The organism is Streptomyces sp. AA4, assembly GCF_000158875.1.
In the GTDB taxonomy this organism is placed as follows: Bacteria; Actinomycetota; Actinomycetes; order Mycobacteriales; family Pseudonocardiaceae; genus Amycolatopsis.
On the sequence record NZ_GG657746.1, the window covers coordinates 5,845,818 to 5,871,714 of the forward strand.

The following is a 25,897-nucleotide window of genomic DNA, read 5'->3' on the forward strand; positions in this document are numbered from 1 at the left end:
GATGATCTGCTCGGTGGTCTGCCCGGTCTGCTCGGCGGTGATCCGCGCGAGCTCCTGCTTCCACTTGTTGAACAGGTCCGCCTGGATGGCGATGTCCGACGCGGTGCCGCCGACGCCCGCGGACGGCTGGTGCATCAGGATGCGCGCGTGCGGGAGCGCGTAGCGCTTGCCGGGGGTGCCCGAGGACAGCAGGAACTGCCCCATCGAGGCCGCCATGCCCATCGCGTAGGTCGCCACGTCCGGGCGGATCAGCTGCATGGTGTCGTAGATCGCGAACCCGGCCGTCACCGAGCCGCCCGGCGAGTTGATGTAGAACCGGATGTCCGATTCGGCGTCGTCCGCGTCGAGCAGCAGGAGCTGCGCGGTGAGCCGGTTGGCGACCTCGTCGTTGACCTCGGAGCCGAGAACGACGATGCGCTCCTGGAGCAACCGCTCGAACACCGAGTCGGTGAGGTTGAGCCCCGCGGTGCCGGTCCGCCCCTCGGGCATGTGCTGCTTCACGTCTGCCTGCCTTTTCACCGGCGGCGGGCCGCCTGTGAGAGCCGCGCCGCCGCTGTCGTGTTCATGCTTGAGATCTTGCAACCGACCCTAACGAACTTGGGCGGTGCAGAATGCCTGACACCGCCCAAGTTCGCTCACAGCTTTACTCCGCGGGGGTCGCCGCCGCTTCTTCGGTGACCTGCGTCTCCTCGGCGGGGGCTTCTTCGTCCGCGCCGAACAGCTCGCTCAGGTCGACCTCCGCACCGGACGCGTCCTTCACCGTGGTGCCGCGCACGACGGAGGCTAGGGCCTTGCCGCGGCGGACGTCGGCGTAGATCGCGGTCAGCTGGCCGGACTGCTGGGCCCGCTGCACGTACTCGTCCGGGCTGACGCCGAAGCGCTGCGCCTGGTAGATGATCCGCTCGGTGAGCTCGCCGTCGTTGACCGACGTCTTCTCCTTGTCGGCGATGGTGTCCAGCAGCAGCTGCGTGCGGACGGCCTTCTCCGACTCCTCCTTCACCTCGGCGTTGAACTCCTCGAGGGTGCGCCCCTCGGCCTCGAGCGCCTTGGCGAACTGCTCCTCGTCGTGGTCGAACGGGTGGACCGCGTCGTGCTTGCGGTTCTCGATCTCGGCCTCGACGACCTTCTCCGGCAGCGGCACCTCGGTGCGCTCGAGCAGGATCTCGAGGACCTTGTCGCGCGCCTGGACGCCCTGCTGCATCTTCTTGACGCGGCCGAGGCGGGTGCGCAGGTCCTCGCGCAGCTCGTCGATCGTGTCGAACTCGCTCGCCAGCTGGGCGAACTCGTCGTCGGCCTCGGGCAGCTCGCGCTCCTTGACCGACTGCACGGTGACGGTGACCTCGGCGTCCTGGCCGGCGAACTCGCCCGCGACCAGCTTGGTGGTGAACACCTTGGTCTCGCCCGCGGTGGCGCCGACGATCGCCTCGTCGATGCCGTCCACGAGCTGGCCGGAGCCGATCTCGTAGGACAGGCCGGTGGTGGAGGCCTCTTCGACGGCCTTGCCGTCGACGGTGGCCGACAGGTCGATCGACACGAAGTCGCCGGTCTGGGCCGGGCGCTCGACGCCGGTCAGGGTGCCGAAGCGGGCGCGCAGCTCGTCGAGCTGCTCGGCGACCTCTTCGTCGGTGGTCTCGACGTCGTCGACGCTGATCTCGAGGCCGGCGAGGTCGGGCAGCTCGATCTCCGGCCGCACGTCGACCTCGGCGCTGAACTCCAGCACCTCGCGGTCCTCGAGCTTGGTCACCTCGAACTCGGGCTGGCCGAGCGTCCGGACCTCGCCCGCGCGGACGGCCTCGATGTACTTGGCCGGAATGGCCTCGTTGACGACCTCGTCGAGCACCGGCGCGCGGCCGATCCGGCTTTCCAGGACGCGAGCGGGGACCTTGCCGGGACGGAAACCGGGGACCCGCACCTGCTGGGCGATCTTCCGGTACGCGGCGTCGAAGTTCGGCTTGAGCTCGTCGAACGGCACCTCGACATTGATCTTCACTCGCGTCGGGCTGAGCTGCTCGACGGTGCTCTTCAAGGTCTTCTCCTCGAGCGGTAAACGATGGGGGCGGACAGTCCCTCGGGACCGCCCCGGTCACCTGCTGACCGGGATATCCGAGTCTAGGCCAGAGGGTTGACAAGACTGGCTGCGGGGCACCTCGCCGAGCGTGCCCGATCAGCGGGCGTGGGCGCGCGCCCGTAGCGTTCGCATGTGGTTTCCGGGCAGCAGAGCGAAGGTCCGGCCGCAGCGGCGGCGCGGCTCACCGGCTACGAGACGGTGTCGCCTGACACCTCAGGCACGCTAAGTGAGATCACCCTAACCGACGGTGCCCACCGCTTCGACGCGATAGTGAAGCGTGGCCATGCCCCCGGCGCGACCCGCGCCGAGGCCGCCGGACTGCGCTGGCTGGCCGACGCGAACGCGGTACGGATCCCCCGAGTCCACGGCGCAGACGACACGTGGCTAGTGCTGGACCGGGTGACCGAGAGCACGCCCACGCACGCAGAGGAGTTCGGCCGAAACCTGGCCCGCCTCCACGCAGCCGGCGCCCCCGCATTCGGCTCGCCTCCCCCTGACGGCTTGACCGACGCCTGGATCGGCACCGCCCCGATGCGCAACACCCCCGGCACTTCCTGGCCGCAGTGGTACGCCGAATACCGAATTCTCCCCTATGTCCGGATGGCCTCGAAGATTCTCGACCCGGCAATCTTCGAACGAGCCTGCGCACGCATCCCGTCGGTCGCGGGCCCACCGGAACCACCCGCCCGCCTGCACGGAGACCTGTGGAGCGGAAACGTCCTGTGGGACGCGGACGGAGCAGTCCTGATCGACCCAGCCGCACACGGCGGTCACCGAGAAACCGATCTAGCCATGCTGCACCTGTTCGGCTGCCCGAACCTGGACCGAATCGTCGCCGCCTACGACGAGTACGCACCCTTGGCGGCCGGATACCGAGACCGAATCGCCCTGCACCAACTCTTCCCGCTGCTGGTGCACACCGTCCTCTTCGGACGGTCCTACGCCGCACAAGCAACCGCAGCAGCCCGCTCCCTGGGCTGACCCCCGCCCACGACGCACCCAATGTGGCATTGGGTGCATCTGACGCACCGAACGCCACATTGGTTGCGTCACATGCACCCAATGCCACATTGGGGCGCTACCAGCGCACGCCGCGCCCCCAACGCCCCCACCCACCTGAGCCGCGCAACAAACCGCCGCCGACGCACCCACCCATCGAGGCACCAACCAAACCGCCGCCGACGCACCCCACCGCCGGGGGCACCCAGCCCCTCCCCCAACCCCGATACGAAGCCTCCCTGCGGGCGGCGGGTGCTAAGCTCTCATGTTTGAACAATAAAATTAATATAAATCAGCAACTTAAATAGCCTCTAAGGTTTTAAGTTTTATAAGAAAAAAAAGAATATATAAGGCTTTTAAAGCTTTTAAGGTTTCACAGCCCCCTCACAGCAAGCACACATCACCCCCACACCCAAAAACCGCACTCTCAACCCATGACCCCCCGCGCATGGATCGCCGCCCTCCCCTCCTTTTTTATCCCTTTTTCACAAAACTCACCCTCTCCATCGTCGTCCTCCTCTCCCTGGTCTGCCTGACCATCGGCGTGATCAGCGAATTCGCCCTCCGAGCCTTCCTCCTGACCCAAACCGACACCCAACTCTCGGCAGCCACCGCCCGAGCCCTCGACTTCGCCACCCACCCGTCCCCACCCGGCGAAAACCGCACCCCCTTGGACGCCCCAGGCCAAGGCGCAGGCACAGTCACCGCCCACTTCTCCCCGGACGGCACGAACGGAACCGGCGGCTGGCTCTCCCCCCACGGCCAACGGCTGACCCTCACCTCAGAAGAACTGGCAGCCCTGCGAGACCTCCCGACCAACGGCCGCCCCTACACCCGCACCATCGGCTCCCTAGGCGACTACCGCCTGACCGCCTTCCCGGTCCCAGACGGCGTAGTAATCACCGGCGTCCCCCTGTCCCCAATGCAGCAAACGCTCCTGACCGTCGGCCTGATCCTCTTCGGCGTAGCCGCCGCCGGAGTAACCGGCGCGGCTTTCCTAGGCGCCTTCGCCGTCCGCCGAACCCTCCGCCCCCTCGACCGCGTCGCGGAAACCGCCTCCCGCGTCTCCGAACTCCCCCTGGACCGAGGCGACGTCGACCTGTCCATCCGAGTCCCGGCCCAAGACACCGACCCCCGCACCGAAGTAGGCCAAGTAGGCGCAGCGCTCAACCACATGCTCGGCCACATCTCCTCCGCCCTGGAAGCCCGGCACGCCAGCGAGCTGCGCGTCCGCCGGTTCGTCGCCGACGCCAGCCACGAACTGCGCACCCCACTAGCCGCCATCCGCGGCTACGCCGAACTCGCCGGACGCTCGGACAGCCACGCCCCGCCCGACGTCGCGCACTCGATGACCCGCATCGAGTCCGAAGCCGACCGCATGACGGCGCTCGTCGAAGACCTCCTCCTGCTTGCCCGCCTCGACGCGGGCCGTCCGCTCGACGTAGCCGAAGTCGACCTGACCCGCCTGGTCGTGGACGCGGTCGGCGACGCCCACGTCGCAGGCCCGCACCACGTCTGGCAACTCGCGATGCCGGACGAACCGATCCTCGTACTGGGCGATGTCCAACGCCTGCACCAGGTTCTGGCGAATCTGCTCGCGAACGCCCGCGTCCACACGCCGCCCGGCACCACCGTGGTCACCGCCCTCACGCGTTCCGCGGACGGCAGCGCCGTGGTGACCGTGACCGACAACGGCCCAGGCATCCCGCCGGAACTGCAACCAGCGGTGTTCGAACGCTTCGCCCGAGGGGATTCCTCACGGTCCCGCGCCGCCGGTTCGACCGGGCTCGGCCTGGCGATCGCGTCGGCCGTCCTGACCGCGCACCACGGCGCCATCGCGATGCGCAGCCGCCCCGGCCAAACCGAATTCGCCGTACGGCTGCCGATCGCGGTCCCGGCGCAGCGGACCCCGCGGGCGGATCACCGCAAGTCCCACAGCGGGCACACAGGGTAGGCACATCCCCGCCCCAGCTCGTCCCCCGAGGCTGGCCGCATGACCGCAGTCGCGACCCAGGCAGCCGTTCCCGCCGCGCCGGTGCAGCGCGCCGAGCCGAGGTGGGTGCGCCCGGCGCTGGTACTGCTGCTCGCCGCCACAGCCGCGCTGTACCTGTGGGATCTCGGCGCGTCCGGCTGGGCCAACGCGTTCTACTCCGCCGCCGCACAAGCCGGATCGCAGAGCTGGAAGGCATTGTTCTTCGGCTCCACCGATGCGGCCAACGGCATCACCGTGGACAAAACGCCAGCCGCGCTGTGGTTGATGAACCTGTCCGCGCGGCTGTTCGGCGTAAACGCGTGGAGCATCCTGGTGCCGCAAGCGTTGCTGGGCGTCGGCTCCACGTGGCTGCTTTACGCAACTGTCCGACGCACTTCCGGTGCCGCAGCAGGATTGCTCGCTGGCGCAGTGCTCACTCTCACCCCCGCAGCAGCGCTGATCTTCCGCTTCAACAACCCGGACGCGTTGCTGGTGCTGCTACTGATCGCCGCTGCCTACGGCACGGTGCGAGCGATCGAGAAGGCCAGCCCGCGGTGGCTCGTTTTCGCGGGCGTGGCAATCGGATTCGGCTTCCTTACCAAGATGCTGCAGGCCTTCCTCGTCCTTCCCGCCTTCGCGCTCACGTACCTCGTCGCCGCACCGACCACGCTCGGCAAGCGCCTGTGGCATTTGCTCGCCGGACTGGGTGCGGTCGTGGTCTCGGCAGGCTGGTATCTCGCCGTGGTGACGTTGTGGCCGGCCGCGGACCGGCCGTACATCGGCGGGTCGCAGAACAACAGCCTGCTCGAACTTACCTTGGGCTACAACGGTTTCGGCCGCATCACCGGCAACGAGACCGGCAGCGTCGGCGGGAGTCCGGGCGGAGGGTGGGGCAGCACCGGGCTGTTCCGGTTGTTCGGCAACGAAATGGCGGGCGGCATCGCCTGGCTGCTCCCCGCCGCAGTGCTCGGACTCGGCGCTGGACTGTGGTTCACCCGCGACGCGCCCCGCACCGACCGCAGTCGCGCTTCGCTGTTGCTCTGGGGCGGCTGGCTGCTCGTGACGGCCGCGGTGTTCAGCTTCATGGGCGGCATCATCCATCCCTACTACACCGTCGCGCTCGCCCCCGCGATCGCCGCGCTCGTCGGGACCGCCGCCGTCCAGTTGTGGCGGATCCGCGGCAATCCGGCCGCCGTCGGGCTTTTGAGCGGCGGTGTCGCGCTGACGACCGTGACAAGTTATGTGCTGCTGGACAGTTCCTGGCAACCGTGGCTGGCCCCGACCGTACTCATTCTCGGGCTTTTGGCCGCTATCGCCCTGTTTTTCGCGCAGCACTTCGGCCGGGTCGCCGCGGTGCTGGGTCTGGTCGTGCTGCTCACCGGAACCGGCGCGTACAGCCTCGCCACCGCGGCGACCCCGCACAGCGGCGCGATCCCGTCCGCCGGACCGAATACGCGGCAGATGTTCGGCGGCGGCGGACTGCTCGGCACCACCCTGCCCGGCCCGAACCTGACCGCCCTGCTGCGGAAGTCCGGCGACCACCGATGGGCGGCGGCTACCGTCGGCTCCAACAACGCCGCCGGATACCAGCTCGGCAGCGGCGAACCGGTGCTCGCGGTGGGCGGATTCAACGGCACCGACCCGTATCCGACGCTCGCGCAGTTCGAGCAGTACGTCCGGCAAGGACAGGTCCGCTACTTCCTCGGCGACGGCATGACCATGCGCGGCGCCAGCAGCGGAAGCGACGCCGCCGCCCGGATCGTCCAGTGGGTGGCCGAGAATTACCAAATGACCACAGTGGACGGTGTCTCCGTCTACGACCTGACTGCCTGATTCCCGTGCCCCGCGGCCAAGATCACCCGAGCGGGCGTACGTCGCACAGCGCAGGCACAGGAACGCCACAACGTGGCCAAAGCCCGGCAGACGACGGTGAACGCATGAACGCCACCGCCCCCTCCCGCAGCAGCGCCCCGCGGCCCGGGACGACTCCGGTCGGCCTCGGCGGCCCGCATCCCGTCCTCGACGTCGTCATCCCGGTCTACAACGAGGAAACCGACCTCGAACCGTGCATCCGCAGACTGCGGGCGCACCTCGCCGAACGCGCCGGCTATCCGTACCGGATCACGATCGCGGACAACGCGAGCACCGACGAAACCCTTGCCGTGGCCGAAGAACTGGCCCGCGAATTCCCCGAGGTCGAGGTGCGCCACCTGGACGAGAAGGGCCGCGGCCGCGCGCTGCGGGCAGTCTGGTCCGACTCGGACGCCGCCGTGCTGGCCTACATGGACGTGGACCTGTCCACCGACCTCGCCGCGCTGGACCCGCTCGTCGCGCCGCTGTTGTCCGGACATTCGGACGTCGCGATCGGCAGCCGTCTCGCCCGCGGCGCGCGCGTGGTCCGCGGGCCGAAGCGCGAGTTCATCTCCCGCTGCTACAACCTGCTCCTCCGCGGCACCCTGGCGGCGAGATTCTCCGACGCGCAATGCGGGTTCAAGGCGATTCGTGCCGACGTCGCCCGCGCGCTGCTCCCCCACGTGCGCGACACCGGCTGGTTCTTCGACACCGAACTGCTCGTGCTCGCCCAGCGCGCCGGGCTGCGGATCCACGAGGTCCCGGTCGACTGGGTCGACGACCCGGACTCGTCGGTCGACCTCCTCGCGACCGCCGCCGCCGACCTCAAGGGCATTGCCAGGGTCACCCGCGCGACCCTCACCGGCGAGATCCCCGTGCACCGGCTGCGCGAACAGCTCGGCCGCGAACCGATCGGCGTGGAGGCCCCCGGAGTGTCCCCGAGCCTGGTGAAACAACTCGTGCGGTTCGCCGCGGTCGGCGTCGCCAGCACCGTCGCGTACCTGCTGCTTTTCCTGCTGCTGCGGACCATGGTCGGCGCGCAGGCGGCCAACTTCACCGCACTGCTGGTCACCGCGATCGCGAACACCGCGGTGAACCGGCGGGTGACGTTCGGCGTCCGCGGCCGGGCCGGAGCCGGGCGGCACCAGTTCGAAGGGCTGCTCGTGTTCGGCCTCGGACTGGCGCTGACCAGCGGTTCGCTCGCGCTGCTCAACCACGCCACCCATCCCGGCCTCGTCCTGGAAACGACCGTGCTCGTGGTGGCGAACCTCGCCGCCACCGTGCTCCGTTTCCTGCTGCTGCGGGGCTGGGTCTTCAATCCGCGCCGTACCGCTACCGAGGAGTCGTCTTGAGCACTGTCCTGTCCGCCCGGCCCGCCGCCCCGGACGCGCCGGAACGCGCGAGGCCTCGCTGGGTCCGTCCGTCGGTGTTCGGTCTCCTGGCGCTCACCGCGGTCCTGTACTTCTGGGACCTGACCGCTTCCGGATTCGGCAACTCGTTCTACGCCGCGGCCGTGCAATCGGGCACGCAGAGCCTGAAGGCGTGGCTGTTCGGTTCGCTGGATGCCGGGAACGTGATCACTGTCGACAAACCGCCTGCCGCGCTGTGGGTCGGAACGGCCTTCGCCCGGGTCTTCGGGTTCTCGAGTTTCACGGTGCTGGCCCCGCAGGCGCTGATGGGCGTCGGTTCGGTCGGGCTGCTTTACCTGACTGTGCGCCGGGTTTCCGGGCCGCTGCCCGGGTTGCTGGCCGGTGGGATGCTCGCGCTGACGCCGGTGGCCGCGTTGATGTTCCGGTTCAACAACCCGGACGCGTTGCTGGTTTTGTTGCTGATCGCGGGTGCGTACTGCACGGTGCGGGCGGTCGAGAACGCCAGCCCTCGATGGCTTGTTTTCACCGGCGTGGCAATTGGTTTCGGGTTCCTGACGAAGATGATGCAGGCGTTCCTGGTGCTGCCCGCGTTCGCACTGGCGTACCTGATCGCCGCGCCGACCGGGCTCGGGAAACGGTTGCTGCACTTGGTTTACGCCGGGCTCGCGGTGCTCGTCTCGGCGGGCTGGTTCGTCGCGCTGGTGGAGATCTGGCCTTCGGCCTCGCGGCCGTACATCGGCGGGTCGACCGGGGACAGCCTGCTGGAGCTGGCGCTCGGGTACAACGGGCTCGGGCGGATCTTCGGCGGGCAGGGCAACGGCTTCGGCGGCGGCGCCGGGGGCGGGATGGGCGGCGGGAACACCGCGTTCGGCGGCAGCTCCGGTCTCGGGCGGATGTTCGGCGCGAGCTTCGGCACCGAGGTTTCGTGGCTGCTGCCCGCCGCGCTGATCGGCCTGGCGGCCGGGTTGTGGTTCACCCGGCGGGCCGCGCGCACCGACCGGACCCGCGCGTCGCTGCTGGTCTGGGGCGGCTGGCTGCTCGTGACCGGGCTGGTGTTCAGCTTCATGAGCGGCACCGTGCATCCGTACTACGCGGTGCAGCTCGCGCCCGCGATCGCCGCGCTGGTCGCGATTGCCGGGCACGCGCTGTGGCGCGGCCGGGCGCACGCCGCGCCGCGGATGGTGCTGGGCGGGATGATCGCGGCGACCGCGGTGTGGGACTTCATCCTGCTCGACCGGACGCCGGACTGGTTCCCCTTGCTGCGCTGGGCAATCGTGGTGCTGGGGTTGCTCGTGAGCACCCTCGTGGTGGTCGGGGTGCCGCGGGTGCGGACGGTTGTGCTCGGCGTGGCGGCGGCGATCGTCGTGACGCTCGGAGTCGGCACCGCCGGGTACGCCGTGGAGACGGTTTCCTTGCCGCACAGCGGTTCCATCCCGATTTCGGGCCCGCGCACCAGCGGCATGGGCGGTTTCGGGGCCGGGATGGACGAGACCAGCGGCTCGGTCGGTCAGCTGCTGGGCGGCACGACGACGAAGTGGGCCGCCGCGACGACCGGTTCGCAGTCGGCGGCGAGCCTGGAGCTGGCGAGCGGCAGGTCGGTGATCGCCGTCGGCGGCTGGGACGGCAGCGATCCGGCCCCGACGCTGGAGGAGTTCAAGCAGTACGTCGCGGCGGGCGAGGTGGCGTACTACGTGGACGGCGGCCGGGGCGGCGGTCCCGGCCGGACGAGCGACATCTCCGAATGGGTGGCCGCGAACTTCCCGGCGATCACGGTCGGCGGCGAAACTGTCTACCAGCTCACCCGGTGATCCTCAGCCTCTTCCCAGGAACGAGGCGCATTCTGGAAAGCACGGGGAGTCACCCGCCGCGAACGTCCGGGAGGTCACGATGGCCGGATATCCACGCTGGCACACCGCGAGCGAGCAGGGACCGCGCGAGCGCAACGCCGACGCGGTAAGCGCCTACGCGGCCGCCGGGGCGCCCGGGATCACCTTCGCACTCGCCGACGGCGTCGGGGACGACCCCGGCGCCGGGCGGGCTGCCCAGGTCGCTGCCGCGGCCGCCGCGCGCACTCCCGTCGAATCCGGGCCGGTCCAGGCGATTTTGGCGGCGCAGCAGGCAGTTCGCCGCCTGGGCGGCACCGGCGACGCCGTGCTCGTCGTGGCGATGCCGTTCGCCGGCGGGTACCGGATCGCGTGGGTCGGCGATGCGCGCGCGTACTCGTGGGACGGGTCGATGATCCACAAACTGACGCAGGACCACACGATGGCCGAGTACTTCCGCTCGCGGCACCAGCCGTACTCGCCGCGGATGGAGCACCTGGTGACCACGAGCGTCCGCACGACGAGGCCGGAGGAAATCGGCACGACCGAAGCCCCGAGCGGCGGCCTCCTGCTCACCAGCGACGGCGTGCACAAGGTCCTGACGCCCGCCACGATCGACGAAATCCTGGCCGACCCCGCCCGCGGCGCCTCCGCGTTGGTCGCGACCGCCATCGCCCTGGGCGGCCGCGACAACGCGACGGCGCTGTTCGTGGAAGCTCCGGACGTGGCCACGCTGGTCACGGAGAGGTTTCCGACGGCCGCCTGAGTGAGGTCAGGCGCGTTCGCGTTTGAGGTTCCGGTACTCGCGGTAGACGAGCACGATGATCACCGCGTCGAGCGCCGCGAAGAACGGCAGCGCGATGGAGTGCGTCTCGAAGGCGCGGTAGATCTCGTACACGACGAACGCCGCGAGCACGACCATCGCGACCGGATAGGCGCGGACCCACTTGCGCGCGAGCGCCCACACGAGGCCGAGCTTGAGCAACCCGTGCGCCAGCAGGTACGCGACGGCGAACGTCTTGGTGCCCCCTCCGGCGAAGTGCTCGGCAGCGGTTTCCAGATGCCGTGCCAGCGTGCCGGAGGGGTCGCCCAGCAGGTCGCGGGTGATGACCGCGTTGACGAACCCGGTGACCACCGTCGCGGGGATGAACGCCAGGATCAGCGCGCCGATCAGCTGAAGGCCCCCGTCGAGGCCCTTCAGCGTGATCGCGATCTTGAACAGCCGCTCGGTGGAACGGGTGGAGGTCTCCTCGCTCATCGGTACAGGAAACCGGAAAAGGCGCGGGGTTGCTGGGTTGATCGCCGGGTTTCGAACAGGTGATCCGGTTTGCGTGCCCTGTGCCGTGCTCGCTTCCCCTTCACTCGCGCAGCATTGCCGCACCGCCCTTGCTCTGGCATTCCGGACATCGCGCGTACCGTTTCGTGTGATTGTGTGGATCCTGCCCGAACACCGGATAACACGCGGCCCCGCACAAGCCGAGATAGACCGGCCCGCAGCGCAGCGGACGGCGTCCGACCTGATGCGCGAGCCGCGCCGCGTTCGCCGGTGCGCCTGCCTGGGGCAGCCAGCCGTGCGCGGGCAGGCTCGCCAGGACGACCTCGTTCAGGTGATCGGCCCGCCGGATCAACGCCCGGCCCAGGTCGAGGAGCCGCTCCCCGAGGTCCCGCACCGCGTCGGGGCGCGGGGAGCGTTCGTCGAGCGCCCGGGTCAGGAAGGTGAGGTCCAGCGCGAGGGTCGCTTGGAGGTCGCGAATCCAGGTGACCAGCTCGGGCCCGGTGAGCCCGACCGCCGAGGCGCGCTGGTCGGGCAACCTGCTCCAGTGCCCGGTCATGCGGTGTTCCCCGCGAGTGCCGGGTCACCGATGCCGCGGACTCCTGCTGCGCTGGATGCCCATCGCGATGCCCCGACGCGGAGCTCTCGTACCGACGCCCATTCCCAGCGCGCTGCCGCTACCCAGGTCTGGGCGGACTTTGCTGCCACCGCTGGCGGTTGTGCCCATCCCAGTGCCAGTGTCCGGTACTCCGAGGCGGCCTCGTTCCTCGCCGAATCCGGCCTCGTTGCGCCTCGCGCGCACAAGACCGGCGCCGCACTGCTCACGCCGGGCACCGTTCTTCGCTCGAGCGGGCCTGCTTCTCCTGACGGCGCCATTCGTCCGCGCAGTCAGGACACGTCGGATCGAACCAGTGGCCGCCGAGCTGTGGCACGTCCCGGCGGGCGACCGTGACTTCGGCCCCGCACAGCGCGGTGAACGTTTCCCCGGGCCGCGGCGCGAACGGCCCGTCCAGTGCGTGCCTTTTTCCTTCCGCCTGCTGCCATCTGAACACCGGACTCCTCCCCTTGTGGTGCTTGGAGTCCCATTTGGGATGTCGCCGCCGCGTAACGCAAGCCCCCGTTCCGGGTGATCATCGGAACCGGGTTTTTCCCGCAGCCGCAAGGGTTTTCCGCGCACGCCGGGGATCGAGCCGCGGGTTGCCGCCGGGTCAGCTGTCACCAGTTGGTGACACCCGGGGAAGGGCGGACGCCGCCGCGGTTGTTCCGGCGCCCGTGCTGCCTCAGCGATGCGAGGCGCGGCAGCAGTCACGGGCGCCGCGAGGGGGAAGGCGGCGGACGTCCGCGCGGACATCACCTCGCTTTCTGGAGTGCGGTCGCCGCTATGACTGCTGTCGCCAAGCGCATACGCAACCCCCGCGCGAGGGTTGTCACACGTAAGTGGGGCAACTGCCTGGTGGATGGGCTCGATCGCGCCACGATCGTGGATGGGTCAGGAGGCGGGAAGCGGGCATCCGGGGCTGCTGCGTTGACAGCTGGAGCCAGCCCGAAGCCGCGACGCGGCTGGCAACACAGTGCGGATGTCGAGCACCAGGGCGGATCAAGCCACGGTGGATGCGGCCGACCTGAGCGCTGGGGCACACAACGCGGGCAGCCACCGACCGACCCCCAACACCGCGGACCTTGCCGAAGCACGCCACAGCTGCGCGGCTGACCACCACGCCGAAGCGCCCGGGGCACGTAGCGCAGCTGCCACCGCCAGACGGAAGGCGCGGATCTTGCCGCACCGTGCACCTGGCCAGCACGCCGGCGACGCCCGGGCCACACAGCGCGGGCAGACACCGTTAGACCGGAGTCCCGGTGCCTTGCCGGATCACGCCGCGGTGGTGCGGCTGATCAACACGTCGAGACCGGGGCCGGTGAGATCGTCCGCCGCCGCGCGACGTCCCGCCAGTGCGAGCAGCAGCGCCTCTCCCGGGCCGCGGACTTCGATGCCGTTTCCGGATGTCCAGTCCAGGTCCGTCGCGACCGCGCGCAGGCCGGTCAGCCGGCGCGACACTCCGATCGGCGGTGCGCGCAGCGACAGTTCCAGCGCCCGGCGCAAGCGCACCGCCGGGATCGTCCGCGGCAGTCCGAGCGGGCGGCGGATGTCCTGCTGATGGATCAGGCCGTCGAGAAAGCCGATCATCCCGCCGAATCTGCCCAGGATCCGGCCCGGTTGCGGATGCCGTCGCAGGACGCCGATCAGCTCCTCCGGCGCGCGCCCCCGGTACTCGGCTAGCCCGATTTCGTTGCACCGCCTCAGCGACAGCCCCGCCCGGACGAACCGCTGCGCCAACTGGCGACCGCTCAGTTCGTCGTAACTCACCACATGGGCGACGACCGAGCGCACGTTCCAACCGGCGCACAGCGTCGGCCGGTCCCATTGGTCCGGCGTGAGCGTCTCCAGGAAGTCCGCGAAATCGGCGCGCTCCTCGCGAGCCAGCGTCCGTACGTCCATGCCCTCCCCCACGTTCGGCAGACACTCACCGTAGCAGCGCTCCCGTCGCGTTCGCCGGGTTGCACCGGGCGGAGACCCCAAAGTGGACCTCCGCGCACATTCATCCGATCGGGTCGAATACGAGTGGCCGGATAACGCTTGGAATAGTCCGGAAGATAGTGCGGTGCCGTTCCGGAAAACACCAGCACGTACGGCTTTGAAGAAGATTTGCCCGACCCGGGTTAGCGCGATCGGCAGCGGGCGTGCAAAGATGGTGTTGCCGCAGGCAGGAGGGGTCAAGGGGGTGGAATATTCCATTCCTCGAACTCCCGCCGCGGCCGCCGGAACCAGTTCCCCTCGGGGGCGGGCTGGGAACTGCGTTCCGGCACTTTTCCCGGCGGACGAGAAAGGATGCGCAATGACCGTTCCTGGCGCGGAAAATGCAGGCCAGGCATGCCGTCGGACAGAAAAATCGGACACCGGCGACGACAGACCGTATGCCGTCGCCGTGAGTCAACGCCCCGGCCGGGTGACCGTGACGTTTCACGAACCAGGCATGCCCCAACCCGCTCCAGCGGCGCCGTCGCCGCGGCCGATCACGCGCCCGGCGTATCCGTCCTGGAAGACCGCGCGGACGTCGGTCGACCTGGCCGCGCGGCAGCCGGACGGGGCACAGCCGTGGCAACTGATCGCGCTCTTGGCGATCTTGCTGGTCGGGGCGACCGCGCTCGTCTTCGCGACCGCCGGGCTCCTAGCTGGGCTGGCCACCGCGGGCGGAGTGGCCTTCGTACACGTCGCCGGCGCCGTGCTGCGCAAGTGGCACACGGTGAACCGGGACGCCTGACCACCCTCGAAGCGGACGCCGGCGGCGGCTCAAGGCCGCCCGCGTTCTGCGCTCCCGGTGCCCGGTCGGGCAGGGCCGGGCACCGGGAGACGAGGATCGCCCCGGCGGGATGGGTTCCGGATCCGCGCTGATTGCTGGCGACGGGCCGCCGGCGGGCGGCGGCGAGTGAGCGCCGGAGATCGCCACCGCGCCGACCCCAGCCCCCGCTCGGCACGGCACGGCCCGGGCACGGCACGGCCCCGGCTCGGCCCCGGCTCGGCCCCGGCTCGGCCCCGGCTCGGCACGGCCCCGGCTCGGCACGGCCCCGGCTCGGCACGGCCCCGGCTCGGCACGGCCCCGGCTCGGCACGGCCCCGGCTCGGCACGGCTCGGCACGGCTCGGCACGGCTCGGCTCGGCACGGCTCGGCACGGCTCGGCTCGGCACGGCTCGGCACGGCTCGGCTCGGCACGGCTCGGCACGGCTCGGCACGGCTCGGCTCGGCACGGCTCGGCACGGCTCGGCACGGCTCGGCACGGCACGGCACGGCACGGCTCGGCACGGCTCGGCACGGCTCGGCTCGGCTCGGCTCGGCTCGGCTCGGCTCGGCTCGGCTCGGCTCGGGACAGCATGCGACGCAACCCGCCGACCCACGCAATCCGCGTGGCGAGAACCAGCCGACCGACTCGACCCACGCGCCGAGAACCAGCCGACCCACGCGACCGGCGCGCCGAGAACCGGGCCGCCGCGCGCTAAGAACCAGCACAGCCGGGGCCGAAGAGCCGCGACGCACCTACCCGCGACCACCAAACGCAGGCAGCGGCATCGTGAAGCGGCACAACAAGAACACCGCCGAACAGGCCAACCGATCACCCCTCGCCAAGCCTTGTCGACTCCGGACACCCCCAACCCCAAAAGCCACGAAAAAAGCACCACCCGCCCAACCCCACAACGAAATCCGCGAATCCACCGCACAATTGCACGTGCGAAAGCACCCCCCAATGCACGCGAAGTGTCCATTCAGGTGAATTCCCCGACGCACCGCGCCATTGATCCACCAGCCCACTACCCTCAGGAATATTCCGAACACATTCCGTTCTCCGCGGAATATTCCATTCGCCGTCCGAATACGAGAAAACGAGGGGTTGCAGTGGACACCTACGACCCGCACGAGCCGCAGCACGCACACCGGGACCACCTTCCGGCGGCCGGGCCCGCAGCGCGTTTCCCGGACCACTCCTGGCGGAAACCCGCTGCTTGCGGGCCGAATTCCGGCAACTGCGTCGAGGTCAACCTCGGCGCTCACGGGCTCGTCGGCGTGCGGGACAGCAAGATCGACAGCTCCCCGGTCCTGGTCTTCGACCGGGGCGAGTGGGCGCGGTTCGTCGAGGCCGTGCGGCGCGGGGAATTCGACGGCTGACCAGGCACGACAGCCGCGGCGCCGCGGCGGAACCGCTCGGAACCAGGCGCGGCGCCCGGCCGAAACCGCACGGAACCTTGCGAAAAAGGCGCCGACCCGGAGTTTTGCCCGTCGGGTCGGCGCATTATCATCGGAGGTTCTCACATCGGCCCCTGGACGAAATGACGGAGCCCCTGGTGACCTCCCCGATCCGGCAACCGCCGCCCTCCCTGCGGACCCAGCGTTCCCGGCTGGGCTCCCGGATCCTCAAGTGGCGCACCGCACGCGGGCTGACCCAGGTCGACCTCGCCGACGGGATCGGCTGCAAACAGCCCAAGATCCAGAAGATCGAATCCGGCAAGGCGGGCACCCGGCCGGACGATCTCGAGCGGATCATCGAGGTCCTGGACATCCCGCCCGCCGAGGCCGATCAGCTGCGGGAACTCAACCTGGCCAACGATCCTTCCGCGCGCCGCGCCGAGCGGAGGATGATCACGCCGCAGTGGTTCCGGGAGATCCTCGAACGCGAGCAGGCCGCGGCGGAAATCCTCAGCTGGACCGGGAACCGCATCCCCGGACTGCTCCAATCGGAGTATTACATGCTCGCCCAGTTCCAGGCCAGCCGCCAGGAGCGGGTCACCGAACGGGTCGCCGAACGCAAGGCGCGGCAACGGCTTTTCGACGCCTCCCCGGGTCCGCGGGCGGTCTTCATGCTGGAGTACAGCTGCATCGAGAAACTCGTCTTCGGCACCAAGGCCAGCATCGCCACCGACCAGCTCGAGCACATGATCCGGATCGTCGAAACGCATCCGTTCGCCGAGGTCCGGATCCTCCCGCGCGACGCGGCCGCCTACCCCGACGAGGACTTCACCATCCTCCGCTTCGACCATCCCGAGCTGCCCGATTTCGCTTACCAGGAAAGCAAAGTCAAGCTCATCACCGTGCCGCAGAGCCAGGACGAGTTCGCCTCCTACGAGGAGTCGTGGGAGGCTCAGCTCGCCGCCACGCTCTCGCGCGAGGAATCCCTGCAGTACCTGAAGGAATGGGCGAGCCGCTGCGCGCCGCCCGCCCGCTGACCAGAAGTCCCGAACGAAAGACATCTCAGGTTGTTAGAAGTCAAGCCGTGTGGGCTGGAGGAGGTGGGAAGGCTTGGTGTTCGTCGTAGAGGCGGTCCGTCTGCAGGCAGTGGTGGAGTTGTCCGAGGAATTTGTTGAACAGGTGGCGTTGGGCTTGGTGGTTCCAGTCTCCGGCGGCGCGGCGGGTGTCGAAGTGGCGTCGTGCGCCGGGGCTGGCTCGCAGCGAGGCGAGCGCCCAGACGGGTCCGACTGCGGCGAGGCGGCGGTTTTTGATGTGGCGGTGCGAGACCACGGTTTTTCGGCCGCTGGCGCGGGTGATCGGTGCGGATCCGGCGTAGGCCTTCAGTCCGCGGGGATCGGTGAAGCGGGTGCGGTCGTCTCCGATTTCGGCGAGCACCCGGGCGCCGGCCAGCAGTCCGAGGCCGGGGAAGCTGGTGATGATCGTGGCGTCCGGGTGCTGTTCAAAATGTGTCCGTGCCGCCTCCGCCAGACTGTCGGAGGCGGCGCAGGCGGCCTCGAATTGGCTCAGCAGAGCCGAAAACTGGATGCCCATCGCGTTCTCCACGATCGGCGGTTGCCGCAGCCGCTCGGACCGGAACACGCCGTGGAGGCGGTCGACGTCGGCATCGACGTTGCGGCGGCGTCCGGCCTTGGTCAGCAGTGTCCGCAGCCGGGCGCGGGTCAGTGTCGCTGCGAGCGCGGGTGTCGGGGCGGCGGCGAGGACGGTGCGGGCGTCGCGGCGGGCCAGGCCGCCCTCGGGCTGTCCGGCGAACGCTTCCAGCGCCGCGGGGTAGAACTCCTTGAGCAGCGACCGGAGCTGGTTGCCCAGCTGCTGGCGGGCCCAGACCGCGTCCTGTTGCGCTCGTGCCAGCACCCGCACCGCTTGGGCCAGTTCGGTGTCGGCCGGCAGCGGTCGGTGCGCGGCCGCGTCGGTGCGCACGATGTTGGCCAGCAGCGCGGCGTCCGCGGCGTCGGACTTCGCGCCCGACACCTGGTGCCGGGCCCGGTAGCGCGATGCCGAGAGGGGGTTGATCGCGTAAATGGTGCGGCCGGTGGAGCGCAGCGCGGCGACGAGCAGCCCGTGGTCGGTTTCGATGCCGACCGGGATCTGCGCGTCGGCGGTGTCTCCGGCCTCGGCGAGCAGGTCGAGCAGCCGGGCGAACCCGGTGGCGTCGTCGCCGATGCGGGCTTTGGCGATCACGGTTGCGGTGTCGTCGATGATGGCGACGTCGTGGTGGGATTCGGCCCAGTCGATGCCGCAGAACAGTGTCAAACCGTCACGTTTCCTTTCCTGTTGCTGCTGCTCACGGGTCCAGGCGGGGTCACGCAGCGCCCTAATCGCGGGACTCGGCGGTCCGTCATCTCAGTAGCCGTTCGTGACTCCAGCACACCGCAGGGTCCTCGTTCTGTCGAAGAGCTCGAAGCTCGGGAACACATCGAGAGGTCACCTCCTGCGGCGGACTCGGGCCACGACATCCCACCACCACGATCACCAGTCCACCGGCGGACGCGCCGTTCTTTCACAAGTCGTCGAACGACGGGAACCCACAGGCGTCGCCCGCCGGCGGACCAGCACCAACCGACCCGGTCACGAGCCGGAAGAACTATCCCTACTACCGATTAGGAACAGCCACCGGTGGCCGACGAACCCTTCCCGCCTCCCGGGGTCGACCTCGACCACCCGAGCGTCGCGCGGGTGTACGACTACTACCTCGGCGGCACCACCAACTGGACGATCGACCGGGAGTTCGCCGACGAGGTGATCCGCGAGTTCCCGCTGATCCGCCCGATCGCCAAGGCCAACCGGCTGTTCCTGCACCGCCTCGTGCGGCACCTGGTGAAACAGGGCGTGCGGCAGTTCGTCGACATCGGCTCCGGCGTGCCGACCATGGGCCACGCGCACCAGGTCGCCGACGAGCTCGCGCCGGGCGAGAGCCACGTCTGCTACGTCGACTACGAACCGGTCGCCGTCGCGCATTCGGAGACCCTGCTGCGCGAGTCGGGCGACCTCGACCGGCACGCGGTGATCCACGCGGACATGCGCGACCCGGAACGGCTGTGGGAACAGATCGCCGCGACCGGCGTCATCGACGTCGAGAAACCCCTCGCGCTGCTGCTGATCGCGGTGCTGCACGTCCAGCAGCCGCCCGCCGAGGACAGCGGCGGCACCGAGGACCTCGGCCCGTCCATCGTCGCGCAGTACCGCGATCTCCTCGCCCCCGGCTCGTTTCTCGCCATCTCCCACATCACCGACGAGGGCGTCCCCTCCGGCGTGGACGCCGGGCTCGTCGAGCTGAAGCAGATGTACGACCGCTCCAGCAGCCCGGTGATCTGGCGTTTGCGCGAGGAGATCCAGGCGCTGTTCGGGTCCTTCGAAATGCTCGAACCGGGGCTCACCTGGACGCCGTCGTGGCATCCGGAGGAATCCGGCGAAGGCGCGCCGCAGGTGGAGTTCGAGACGCCCGCGCATTCGGTGATCCTCGCGGGAGCCGCGCGAAAGCCATAATTCGCTCGCTTCGGGCACCGGCCGCTGCGACCATCGAACGCATGAGCACCGTGGCGGACCGGATCCGCGAGGCCACCGCCTGGCTCGGGGACGGGCCGGACCGCCGCCGCTTCCCCGACCCGGCGGGGTGGTGGCGGGCGCCCGGACTGCTGCGCGAACTCGGCCCGGCGCTCGCCGGGCTGTTCGCCGACGAACGGCCGAATGTCGTGCTGGGCCCCGAATCCCGCGGCTCGCTGCTGGGTCCGCTGGTCGCGGTGGAACTCGGCGCGGGCTTCGTCGAGGTGCGCAAAAACCGGTACCCGGCCGGCGATTCCGACCGGTGGCTCCAGCGCACCTCGCCCCCGGACTACCAGGACCGCCACCTCCGGCTCGGCTTCAGCCGCCGCCTGCTCCAGGCGGGCGACCGCGCGTTGCTGGTGGACGACTGGATCGACACCGGCGGCCAAGCCTTCGCCGCGCAAGCCCTGGTCGCCGACGCCGGGGCGACCTGGATCGGGGCCGCGGTGATTGTCGACGGGCTGCGTCGCCACGAGCCCCGCCGGCAACTCCGCGTCCGGTCCCTCCTGCACTCGCGCGATTTGTGATCACCGGAACGCGTCGACGCTGCGGCTCACCCAGGAAGCGAACGAGGTCGCCGGGCGGCACAGCACCTTCTCGACAGCGGGGCTGACGCGAAGCTCCTCCGGAAGCGGCTGGCCGAGGATGTCGAGCGTCCCGTCGGCGACCGGTTCCGGCATCTGCTGCACCATCTGCTCGCGCGCCTGCGCTCGGGCAACCTCGACGAACTCCAGCGGTTCCCCGAGGGCAGTTCCGAGGATCTCCGCACGCTGTCGCGGGCTCGTCGCCTCCGGTCCGGTGAGGACGTACGTCTGCCCGGCATGACCGCGACCAGTCAGCGCGGCGGCGGCGACTTCGGCGATGTCGAGCGGGTCCACCGCGGGGAGCGCGACGTCGCCGAACGGCGAGAAAACCTTGCGCTGCGCCCGAATCGACGGGATCCAGGCGAAGGCGTTGGTCGTGAATCCGCCGGGACGAAGGATTGTCCATTCCAGACCGGACGTCCGCGCCGTCTCCTCCAACGCGGCCAGCGGCGCGTGCGAAACCGCCTCCGGGCGGGTTCCGGCGGCCTGGGACGACTGCAGGACCACCCGCGAGACGCCAGCGTCGGCCGCGGCCTGCAGGACTGCTTCCCCGTCGACGTGCGCTCCCGCGCCGGAGACCAGCAGAAACAGGGCGTCCGCGCCTTTCAGCGCCGGGACCAGGCTGCCCGCGTCGGCGAGATCCGCGACCATCGGGGTCACGCCGGGCCGTGACGGCGGCGGGGACGTCACGCCCCGCGAAACGGCGGTCACGGCGTGGCCGGATTCGGAAAGGGACTCGACCAGCAGGCGGCCGACGTTGCCCGTGGCACCAGTGACGACGATCAAGACTTGCTCCTCAGCTAGGGGTCGAAAGCGACACAGCGAGGCTAAAAGCGGCCGTACAGTAGGTTCCTCAGGGAAAGTATTGGAGCCGCATGACCACCACCGAGCGCACCGCCGCGGATCCGCTGGCCGCGTGCCGGATCAGCCCGACCGTCGACCTGCTGTTCAGCCGGTGGACGACCCCGATCCTCTGGACGCTCAACCAGTCCGGGCCGGTGCGTTTCGGCGAGCTGGAACGGCAGCTCGGCGCGACCGGCAAGGTCCTCACCCAGCGGCTTCGCCAGCTCGAACGCGACGGCCTGGTGCACCGGCGCTACTACGCCGAGGTGCCGCCGCGCGTCGAGTACGAGATCACCGAACTCGGCCGGAGCCTGGCCCCGGTCTTCGCCGCGCTCGCCGAGTGGACCGACGAGCATCTGCCCGCGGTGGAGCGGGCTCGCGACGCGTATACCGGGCCGCTTCCGCGCTGAGGCTCGTGCGCGGCGATGCCGGTTCTCACCGGCATACCCCCGGCTAACCGGCGAACTGCTCGTTCCCCAGCACGCCCAGCAGCTGGATTTTCTCGAACGCCTCGCTGCGGGGCGGCGCGGTCAGCACCAGCAGCGCCTGCGACTGGTCCTCGGTGAACAGCACCTGGCAGTCCACCTCGATCTCGCCCAGTTGCGGATGCACGAGCACCTTGTGGTCCTCGAACCGTTTGGCCACTTGGCGTTCTTCCCACAGCCGCGCGAACTCCGGGCTCTCGCGGGTCAGCGCGCGCACCAGCTCGCCCGCCCGCGAGCGCGGTCCCATCGACCCGTGCACCACCCGCAGGTTCGCCACCAGCGCGCGGCTCTGCCGGTCCCGGTCGTGCGCGGGATAGACGAGCCGTTCGGCCGGGTCGGTGAACCACCGGTAGATCTCGCTGCGCGCCAGTCCGGTGTACTGCGATCGGTCGCCGTACAACGCCTCCGCGAACCGGTTCTGCACCAGCACCTCGCCGAGATTCGACAGGATGAGCGCGGGCGTGTCCGACAACCGGTCGAGCACCCGCATCAGCGCCGGAGCGACGTGCGTCGCGGCGACGACCGGGGACGGTGCGGTGCGGCCGGCGAGGTGGAACAGGTAGTCGCGCTCGTCGTCGGTGAGCCGCAGTGCCCGGGCCAGCGCGGCCAGCATCTGCTCGCTCGGCTGCGGTCCGCGTTGCTGCTCCAGGCGCGTGTAATAGTCGGTGGACATCGCCGCCAGCGCCGCGACCTCCTCCCGCCGCAGCCCGGCTGCCCGCCGCCGCGCGCCCGCGGGCAGCCCGACGTCCTCGGGCCGCAACCCCTCGCGACGGCTGCGGAGAAAGGCAGCCAGCTCAGCTCGATCCATGGACCCAGTATCTGCCCGGCTCGCCGCCGCAGCCAGGGATCGCCGATCCCCCGATACGCGGTCTCTGCCGCCGCCGCTTCGCTCCGCCGAAACTCAGTGGCATGAACATCACCGGAAACACCGTCTTCATCCCCGGCTCGACCAGCGGGATCGGCCTCGCCCTCGCCCGCGAACTGCAGGCGAAGGGCAACACGGTCATCGTCGGCGGGCGGCGCGCCGAACTGCTCGCCCGGATCGCCGCCGACCACCCCGGGCTCGATACCGTGCAGATCGACACCACCGATCCGGCAAGCATCGAAACCGCGGCCAAGGAGGTGCTCGCGAAGCATCCGGACCTGAACGTGCTCGTGCCGATGGCGGGCATCATGCGCGTCGAGGACTGGCACCGCCCGGAGTCCTTTTTGGACAGCGCGGAAGCGACCTTGACCACCAACGTTCTCGGCCCGATCCGGCTCATCGCCGCGTTCGTCGAGCACCTGCAGACCCGTCCGGACGCCACGATCCTCACCGTTTCGTCCGGCCTCGCCTTCGCGCCGCTGAAGGCCACGCCGAGCTACAACGCGTCGAAGGCCGCTATCCACATGCTCAGCGAATCGCTGCGGCTGCAGCTGGCCGACACGTCGGTGAAGGTCGTCGAACTGGAGCCGCCGGCGGTGCGGACCGCGCTCCTGCCCGGTCAGGAGGAAAGCGAGTTCGCGATGCCGCTGGACGCGTTCGTCAGCGAGGTCATGGAACTGCTCGAAACGCAGCCGGACGCCACCGAGATCCAGGTCGAGAACGTCAAATTCCTCCGCCACGGCGAGGCCCGCGGCGACTACCACCAGGTGGTGGCGACGCTCAACGCCGCGGACCCGCACGGGAAGTGAGCTACGCCAGGTACGTCGGCTTCCCCGCCACGATCGTCGCGGAGACCGGCATTTCCCGCAGCTCCTTTGTGGACAGTCCACTCGGGTCAGCCGCCGTCAGCACCAGATCGGCCACGTCGCCGACCCGGACGCCGCGGCGGCCGCCCGAGGACGCGGCCAGCGCGTCTTCGAGCGGGATGGCCTGCTCCGGATGCCACGGCGGCCGGTCGTCGTCGGTCCGGCCGACCGCGGCGGCGATGCCGTCCCACGGATCGAGCGGCGCGACCGGCGCGTCCGAGCCGAGTTCCAGCCGGGCGCCGGCGTCCAGCAGGGCGCGATAGGCGTACGCGCGCTCGGTGCGGCCGTGCCAATGCCGGTCGGCGACGTCGCGGTCGTCGGGCTGGTGCGCGGGCTGCACACTCGCGACCAGTCCGAGCGCGGCGAACCTCGGCACGTCCTCGGGCCGCAGCAACTGCGCGTGCTCGATCCGGCCCGGGCAGCCGACCTCCTCGAACGCGTCCAGCGCGATGGTGTTGGCGTGGTCGCCGATCGCGTGCACCGCGGGGGTCAGCCCGTGCTCGTGCGCGCGGCGCAGCAACGGAACCAGTTCCTCCGGCGGCAGCTCCAGCAACCCGTTTTCGCCAGATCCCGGGTAAGACTCGTGACAGTAGGCGGTGCGGGTGTTGAGCGAACCGTCGACAAACAGCTTGAACGGACCGACCGTGAGCAACCCTTCGCCCGCGGGCAGAACATCGCCGGTACGGTGTCCTCTCTGGATAGTCTCGTCCAGCAGATACCGCGCGATCACACAGGAAACCCTCGTCGCCGGCTTTGCCTTGGCCGCTCGTCGAGTCCAATCCGCGACCGTGTCCGCATATTCGTAGTCGACCACCGACGTCACGCCCCGCTTCGCCGCGGTGGCCAGCGCCTCGGCGACCCAGTCGTCCTGGACCTCGACCGGCGCGGACGGCAACGCCGCCGTGGCGCTCATGCAGTCGTTCTCCAGCAGGACGCCGGTCGGATGCTCGCGGCCGATCAGTTTCAGCGCGGCCGGGCTGAGCCACAACGTATGCAGATCCGCGCTGAACAACGCCACCGCGCGGCCCGGCAGCGCGCGCTGCAGCAGATCCTTGTGCGGCCGGTCCGGCCACAGCGCGTCCCGGAACCCGACGCCGACGACGAGTTCGCCCGCCGATGCGTCGAGCAGCTTCTCCATCAGCAGTTCGACCGCGCCGACCGCGGATCGCGCGCTGTCCAGCGGGATGCGCCTGCGGAAACCGGCCCACTGAACGAGGTGCGCGTGCGCGTCGACGAGCCCGGGCAGGAGCGTGCCGCCGTGCCCGTCGAGCACGCGCGCGGCGAACCCGCTGCCAGTGCCCGGTTCCTCGACAGCCGTCACGACGCCGTCGCGCACCCGGACGTCGGCGAGCGGCCCTCGCAACCCGACCCGGACGCGGCGGAGGAGAAGATCGTCCATGCGCCCAGCCTGCCAGGCAGCCCCGTTCGGGTGAAGCGGGAATTCGGGTGCTGAGGCCGGCGTTGAAACGGGTATTCGGAAGACATGGCAGCCGTCGCCCGCCGAAGGGTCAGGGCCGGTCAGGAGCGCCGCCTTCACAAGCCGCGCAGGGTTCGACTCCCTCGGTTGCCGCTTTGCCTCAACCGCCGCGCTAGGCGGTTCGTCAGGAGGCCGCGCCGCAGTTGCCGGATCCGGAGCGGCCGCAGCCCTGTTCACGCTTTGCTTGCACCCCGCCACGGCCGTCGGCCGCCCCGCAACACTTAGCCCTTGCGCTAACCATTCCCGCCCGCAATACTTAGCCTCATGGCTCAGTATTCGTCCACGCTCGACGGGGTCTTCGCCGCCCTCGCCGATCCGACCCGGCGGGCGGTCGTGCGGCGGCTCGGGCAGGGACCGGCGAGTGTCGGGGACCTGGCGGGCGAGGCGCCGATGACCCTGCCGTCCTTCATGAAGCACGTGCGGATGCTCGAGGCGCACGGGCTGATCCGCACCGTGAAGTCCGGGCGGGTGCGGACGTGCGTCCTCAACCGCGAGCGGTTCGCGCTCGTCGAGGACTGGCTCGCCGAGCAGCGACGAGTCTGGGCCGGGCGCACCGACCGGCTCGCGCAGTTCGTCACCAGCCAAGAGGAGGACCAGCCGTGAACCCCGACCTCGATCTCGCCCTAGACCGCGTCATCCGCGCGCCTCGCAAGCGCGTCTGGGACGCCTGGACCGACCCGGCGAGCCTCGCCCAGTGGTGGATTCCCGCGCCGCTGCGGTGCCGCGTCGAGGAACTTGACGTGCGCGCCGGGGGTGCGTTCGTCACGAAGATGAGCGAGGACGGCCACCGCTTCGTCCCGCATCTCGACGCGTGTTTCCTCGTCGTCGAAGACTACGAGCGGATCGTTTTCACCAACGCACTCGACAGCGCGTGGCGGCCGGCGAACCCGCAGCCGGTCGCGATGACGGCCGAGATCGTCCTTCGGGATCATCCGGAGGGCACGGATTATCGCGCGGTCGTTCGGCACGGGGACCCGGCGGCACGGGAACGGCACGCTGATCTCGGGTTCGCGGACGGTTGGGGCACGGTCACCGCTCAACTCGCCCGGGTCGCGGAAAGCGCGGCCTGAGGAAGGTATCGGTCAC

25 protein-coding genes are annotated in these 25,897 nt (G+C 69.9%); 15 read left to right on the plus strand and 10 right to left on the minus strand.

Going from position 1 to position 25,897, the window contains the following annotated elements; translation table 11 throughout:
- Both SSMG_RS26740 and tig read right to left on the minus strand, forming a co-directional pair.
- A partial coding sequence (locus SSMG_RS26740; protein ID WP_286157067.1) for a ClpP family protease occupies window positions 1-489 on the minus strand: 489 nt, incomplete at its 3' end.
- 154 nt (window positions 490-643) lie between these two features.
- Window positions 644-2,026: a trigger factor gene (gene tig / locus SSMG_RS26745; protein ID WP_009081148.1), complete on the minus strand. Its 1,383-nt coding sequence runs from the start codon at window positions 2,024-2,026 to the stop codon at window positions 644-646.
- A gap of 174 nt (window positions 2,027-2,200) precedes the next feature.
- On the opposite strand from tig, the gene SSMG_RS26750 reads away from it, so the two are divergent.
- The 6 genes from SSMG_RS26750 to SSMG_RS26775 all read left to right on the plus strand — a co-directional run bounded on the left by SSMG_RS26750 (window position 2,201) and on the right by SSMG_RS26775 (window position 10,849).
- Window positions 2,201-3,049, plus strand: coding sequence for a fructosamine kinase family protein (locus SSMG_RS26750; protein WP_009081149.1), 849 nt, complete (start codon window positions 2,201-2,203; stop codon window positions 3,047-3,049).
- 466 nt (window positions 3,050-3,515) lie between these two features.
- Complete coding sequence (locus SSMG_RS26755) at window positions 3,516-5,021, plus strand: cell wall metabolism sensor histidine kinase WalK (protein WP_009081150.1); 1,506 nt, start codon at window positions 3,516-3,518, stop codon at window positions 5,019-5,021.
- Window positions 5,022-5,060: 39 nt separating this feature from the next.
- Window positions 5,061-6,872: a glycosyltransferase family 39 protein gene (locus SSMG_RS26760; protein ID WP_009081151.1), complete on the plus strand. Its 1,812-nt coding sequence runs from the start codon at window positions 5,061-5,063 to the stop codon at window positions 6,870-6,872.
- Window positions 6,873-6,976: 104 nt separating this feature from the next.
- The gene (locus SSMG_RS26765) at window positions 6,977-8,242 is read left to right on the plus strand and encodes a bifunctional glycosyltransferase family 2/GtrA family protein (RefSeq protein WP_009081152.1); all 1,266 of its coding nucleotides are present in this window, start codon (window positions 6,977-6,979) and stop codon (window positions 8,240-8,242) included.
- Window positions 8,239-10,068 (plus strand): glycosyltransferase family 39 protein, encoded by a 1,830-nt coding sequence (locus SSMG_RS26770; protein WP_009081154.1) that lies wholly within the window; start codon window positions 8,239-8,241, stop codon window positions 10,066-10,068. The genes SSMG_RS26765 and SSMG_RS26770 overlap by 4 nt, the downstream gene beginning before the upstream one ends.
- 79 nt (window positions 10,069-10,147) lie before the next feature.
- The gene (locus SSMG_RS26775) at window positions 10,148-10,849 is read left to right on the plus strand and encodes a PP2C family serine/threonine-protein phosphatase (protein ID WP_009081156.1); all 702 of its coding nucleotides are present in this window, start codon (window positions 10,148-10,150) and stop codon (window positions 10,847-10,849) included.
- Window positions 10,850-10,855: 6 nt separating this feature from the next.
- Here SSMG_RS26775 and SSMG_RS26780 read toward each other — a convergent pair whose 3' ends face one another.
- From SSMG_RS26780 to SSMG_RS26795, 4 genes are all read right to left on the minus strand, one after another.
- Complete coding sequence (locus tag SSMG_RS26780) at window positions 10,856-11,341, minus strand: DUF2127 domain-containing protein (RefSeq protein WP_037714973.1); 486 nt, start codon at window positions 11,339-11,341, stop codon at window positions 10,856-10,858.
- Window positions 11,342-11,441: 100 nt separating this feature from the next.
- Window positions 11,442-11,915, minus strand: a complete 474-nt coding sequence (locus SSMG_RS26785) for a hypothetical protein (RefSeq protein ID WP_009081158.1) — start codon at window positions 11,913-11,915, stop codon at window positions 11,442-11,444.
- Between the two features lie 262 nt (window positions 11,916-12,177).
- The gene (locus SSMG_RS26790; protein WP_009081160.1) at window positions 12,178-12,408 is read right to left on the minus strand and encodes a zinc finger protein; all 231 of its coding nucleotides are present in this window, start codon (window positions 12,406-12,408) and stop codon (window positions 12,178-12,180) included.
- A gap of 818 nt (window positions 12,409-13,226) precedes the next feature.
- Window positions 13,227-13,853, minus strand: coding sequence for a maleylpyruvate isomerase family mycothiol-dependent enzyme (locus tag SSMG_RS26795; RefSeq protein WP_037714975.1), 627 nt, complete (start codon window positions 13,851-13,853; stop codon window positions 13,227-13,229).
- 535 nt (window positions 13,854-14,388) lie between these two features.
- Between SSMG_RS26795 and SSMG_RS26800 the strand changes: the two genes are divergently transcribed.
- From SSMG_RS26800 to SSMG_RS26810, 3 genes are all read left to right on the plus strand, one after another.
- Window positions 14,389-14,676 (plus strand): hypothetical protein, encoded by a 288-nt coding sequence (locus SSMG_RS26800; RefSeq protein WP_037714977.1) that lies wholly within the window; start codon window positions 14,389-14,391, stop codon window positions 14,674-14,676.
- Between the two features lie 1,127 nt (window positions 14,677-15,803).
- Window positions 15,804-16,073: a DUF397 domain-containing protein gene (locus SSMG_RS43815; RefSeq protein ID WP_100266892.1), complete on the plus strand. Its 270-nt coding sequence runs from the start codon at window positions 15,804-15,806 to the stop codon at window positions 16,071-16,073.
- Between the two features lie 176 nt (window positions 16,074-16,249).
- Window positions 16,250-17,128 carry a helix-turn-helix transcriptional regulator gene (locus tag SSMG_RS26810; protein WP_199785998.1) on the plus strand — a complete coding sequence of 293 codons (879 nt, stop codon included), beginning with the start codon at window positions 16,250-16,252 and terminating at the stop codon, window positions 17,126-17,128.
- Window positions 17,129-17,168: 40 nt separating this feature from the next.
- On the opposite strand, the gene SSMG_RS26815 is transcribed toward SSMG_RS26810, so the two are convergent.
- On the minus strand, window positions 17,169-18,401 hold the full coding sequence (locus SSMG_RS26815) for an IS110 family transposase (protein WP_009072274.1): 1,233 nt from the start codon (window positions 18,399-18,401) through the stop codon (window positions 17,169-17,171).
- A gap of 363 nt (window positions 18,402-18,764) precedes the next feature.
- Here SSMG_RS26815 and SSMG_RS26820 point away from each other — a divergent pair, with 363 nt between their 5' ends.
- Window positions 18,765-19,634, plus strand: a complete 870-nt coding sequence (locus SSMG_RS26820) for an SAM-dependent methyltransferase (RefSeq protein WP_009081167.1) — start codon at window positions 18,765-18,767, stop codon at window positions 19,632-19,634.
- A gap of 41 nt (window positions 19,635-19,675) precedes the next feature.
- On the plus strand, window positions 19,676-20,218 hold the full coding sequence (locus SSMG_RS26825; protein WP_009081168.1) for a phosphoribosyltransferase family protein: 543 nt from the start codon (window positions 19,676-19,678) through the stop codon (window positions 20,216-20,218).
- Here SSMG_RS26825 and SSMG_RS26830 read toward each other — a convergent pair whose 3' ends face one another.
- The gene (locus SSMG_RS26830) at window positions 20,219-21,061 is read right to left on the minus strand and encodes an NAD(P)H-binding protein (RefSeq protein ID WP_009081169.1); all 843 of its coding nucleotides are present in this window, start codon (window positions 21,059-21,061) and stop codon (window positions 20,219-20,221) included. It abuts the gene before it with no gap.
- 89 nt (window positions 21,062-21,150) lie between these two features.
- Here SSMG_RS26830 and SSMG_RS26835 point away from each other — a divergent pair, with 89 nt between their 5' ends.
- Window positions 21,151-21,528 carry a helix-turn-helix domain-containing protein gene (locus SSMG_RS26835; protein ID WP_009081170.1) on the plus strand — a complete coding sequence of 126 codons (378 nt, stop codon included), beginning with the start codon at window positions 21,151-21,153 and terminating at the stop codon, window positions 21,526-21,528.
- 43 nt (window positions 21,529-21,571) lie between these two features.
- On the opposite strand, the gene SSMG_RS26840 is transcribed toward SSMG_RS26835, so the two are convergent.
- Entirely contained in the window at window positions 21,572-22,411 is an 840-nt protein-coding gene (locus SSMG_RS26840) for a helix-turn-helix domain-containing protein (protein ID WP_009081171.1), read from the minus strand.
- A gap of 101 nt (window positions 22,412-22,512) precedes the next feature.
- On the opposite strand from SSMG_RS26840, the gene SSMG_RS26845 reads away from it, so the two are divergent.
- Window positions 22,513-23,277: an SDR family oxidoreductase gene (locus SSMG_RS26845; RefSeq protein ID WP_009081172.1), complete on the plus strand. Its 765-nt coding sequence runs from the start codon at window positions 22,513-22,515 to the stop codon at window positions 23,275-23,277.
- Window position 23,278: 1 nt separating this feature from the next.
- Here the strand turns inward: SSMG_RS26845 and SSMG_RS26850 are convergent, their stop codons facing one another.
- On the minus strand, window positions 23,279-24,733 hold the full coding sequence (locus tag SSMG_RS26850; RefSeq protein WP_009081174.1) for an amidohydrolase: 1,455 nt from the start codon (window positions 24,731-24,733) through the stop codon (window positions 23,279-23,281).
- Between the two features lie 342 nt (window positions 24,734-25,075).
- Here SSMG_RS26850 and SSMG_RS26855 point away from each other — a divergent pair, with 342 nt between their 5' ends.
- Together SSMG_RS26855 and SSMG_RS26860 are read left to right on the plus strand one after the other, a co-directional pair.
- Window positions 25,076-25,414 carry a helix-turn-helix transcriptional regulator gene (locus SSMG_RS26855; protein ID WP_009081175.1) on the plus strand — a complete coding sequence of 113 codons (339 nt, stop codon included), beginning with the start codon at window positions 25,076-25,078 and terminating at the stop codon, window positions 25,412-25,414.
- Window positions 25,411-25,881: an SRPBCC domain-containing protein gene (locus SSMG_RS26860; protein WP_009081177.1), complete on the plus strand. Its 471-nt coding sequence runs from the start codon at window positions 25,411-25,413 to the stop codon at window positions 25,879-25,881. The genes SSMG_RS26855 and SSMG_RS26860 overlap by 4 nt, the downstream gene beginning before the upstream one ends.
- Window positions 25,882-25,897 lie beyond the last annotated feature (16 nt).

What these genes read in the sequence shown, in the direction of transcription:
- SSMG_RS26845 (WP_009081172.1), top strand. Translation starts at nt 22,513, where the DNA reads ATGAACATCACCGGAAACACCGTCTTCATCCCCGGCTCGACCAGCGGG.
- SSMG_RS26775 (WP_009081156.1), top strand. Translation starts at nt 10,148, where the DNA reads ATGGCCGGATATCCACGCTGGCACACCGCGAGCGAGCAGGGACCGCGC.
- SSMG_RS26785 (WP_009081158.1), bottom strand. Translation starts at nt 11,915, where the DNA reads ATGACCGGGCACTGGAGCAGGTTGCCCGACCAGCGCGCCTCGGCGGTC.
- SSMG_RS26800 (WP_037714977.1), top strand. Translation starts at nt 14,389, where the DNA reads ATGCCCCAACCCGCTCCAGCGGCGCCGTCGCCGCGGCCGATCACGCGC.
- SSMG_RS26850 (WP_009081174.1), bottom strand. Translation starts at nt 24,733, where the DNA reads ATGGACGATCTTCTCCTCCGCCGCGTCCGGGTCGGGTTGCGAGGGCCG.
- SSMG_RS26825 (WP_009081168.1), top strand. Translation starts at nt 19,676, where the DNA reads ATGAGCACCGTGGCGGACCGGATCCGCGAGGCCACCGCCTGGCTCGGG.
- SSMG_RS26855 (WP_009081175.1), top strand. Translation starts at nt 25,076, where the DNA reads ATGGCTCAGTATTCGTCCACGCTCGACGGGGTCTTCGCCGCCCTCGCC.
- SSMG_RS26760 (WP_009081151.1), top strand. Translation starts at nt 5,061, where the DNA reads ATGACCGCAGTCGCGACCCAGGCAGCCGTTCCCGCCGCGCCGGTGCAG.
- SSMG_RS26835 (WP_009081170.1), top strand. Translation starts at nt 21,151, where the DNA reads ATGACCACCACCGAGCGCACCGCCGCGGATCCGCTGGCCGCGTGCCGG.
- SSMG_RS26755 (WP_009081150.1), top strand. Translation starts at nt 3,516, where the DNA reads ATGGATCGCCGCCCTCCCCTCCTTTTTTATCCCTTTTTCACAAAACTC.
- SSMG_RS26795 (WP_037714975.1), bottom strand. Translation starts at nt 13,853, where the DNA reads ATGGACGTACGGACGCTGGCTCGCGAGGAGCGCGCCGATTTCGCGGAC.
- SSMG_RS26840 (WP_009081171.1), bottom strand. Translation starts at nt 22,411, where the DNA reads ATGGATCGAGCTGAGCTGGCTGCCTTTCTCCGCAGCCGTCGCGAGGGG.
- SSMG_RS26765 (WP_009081152.1), top strand. Translation starts at nt 6,977, where the DNA reads ATGAACGCCACCGCCCCCTCCCGCAGCAGCGCCCCGCGGCCCGGGACG.
- SSMG_RS26780 (WP_037714973.1), bottom strand. Translation starts at nt 11,341, where the DNA reads ATGAGCGAGGAGACCTCCACCCGTTCCACCGAGCGGCTGTTCAAGATC.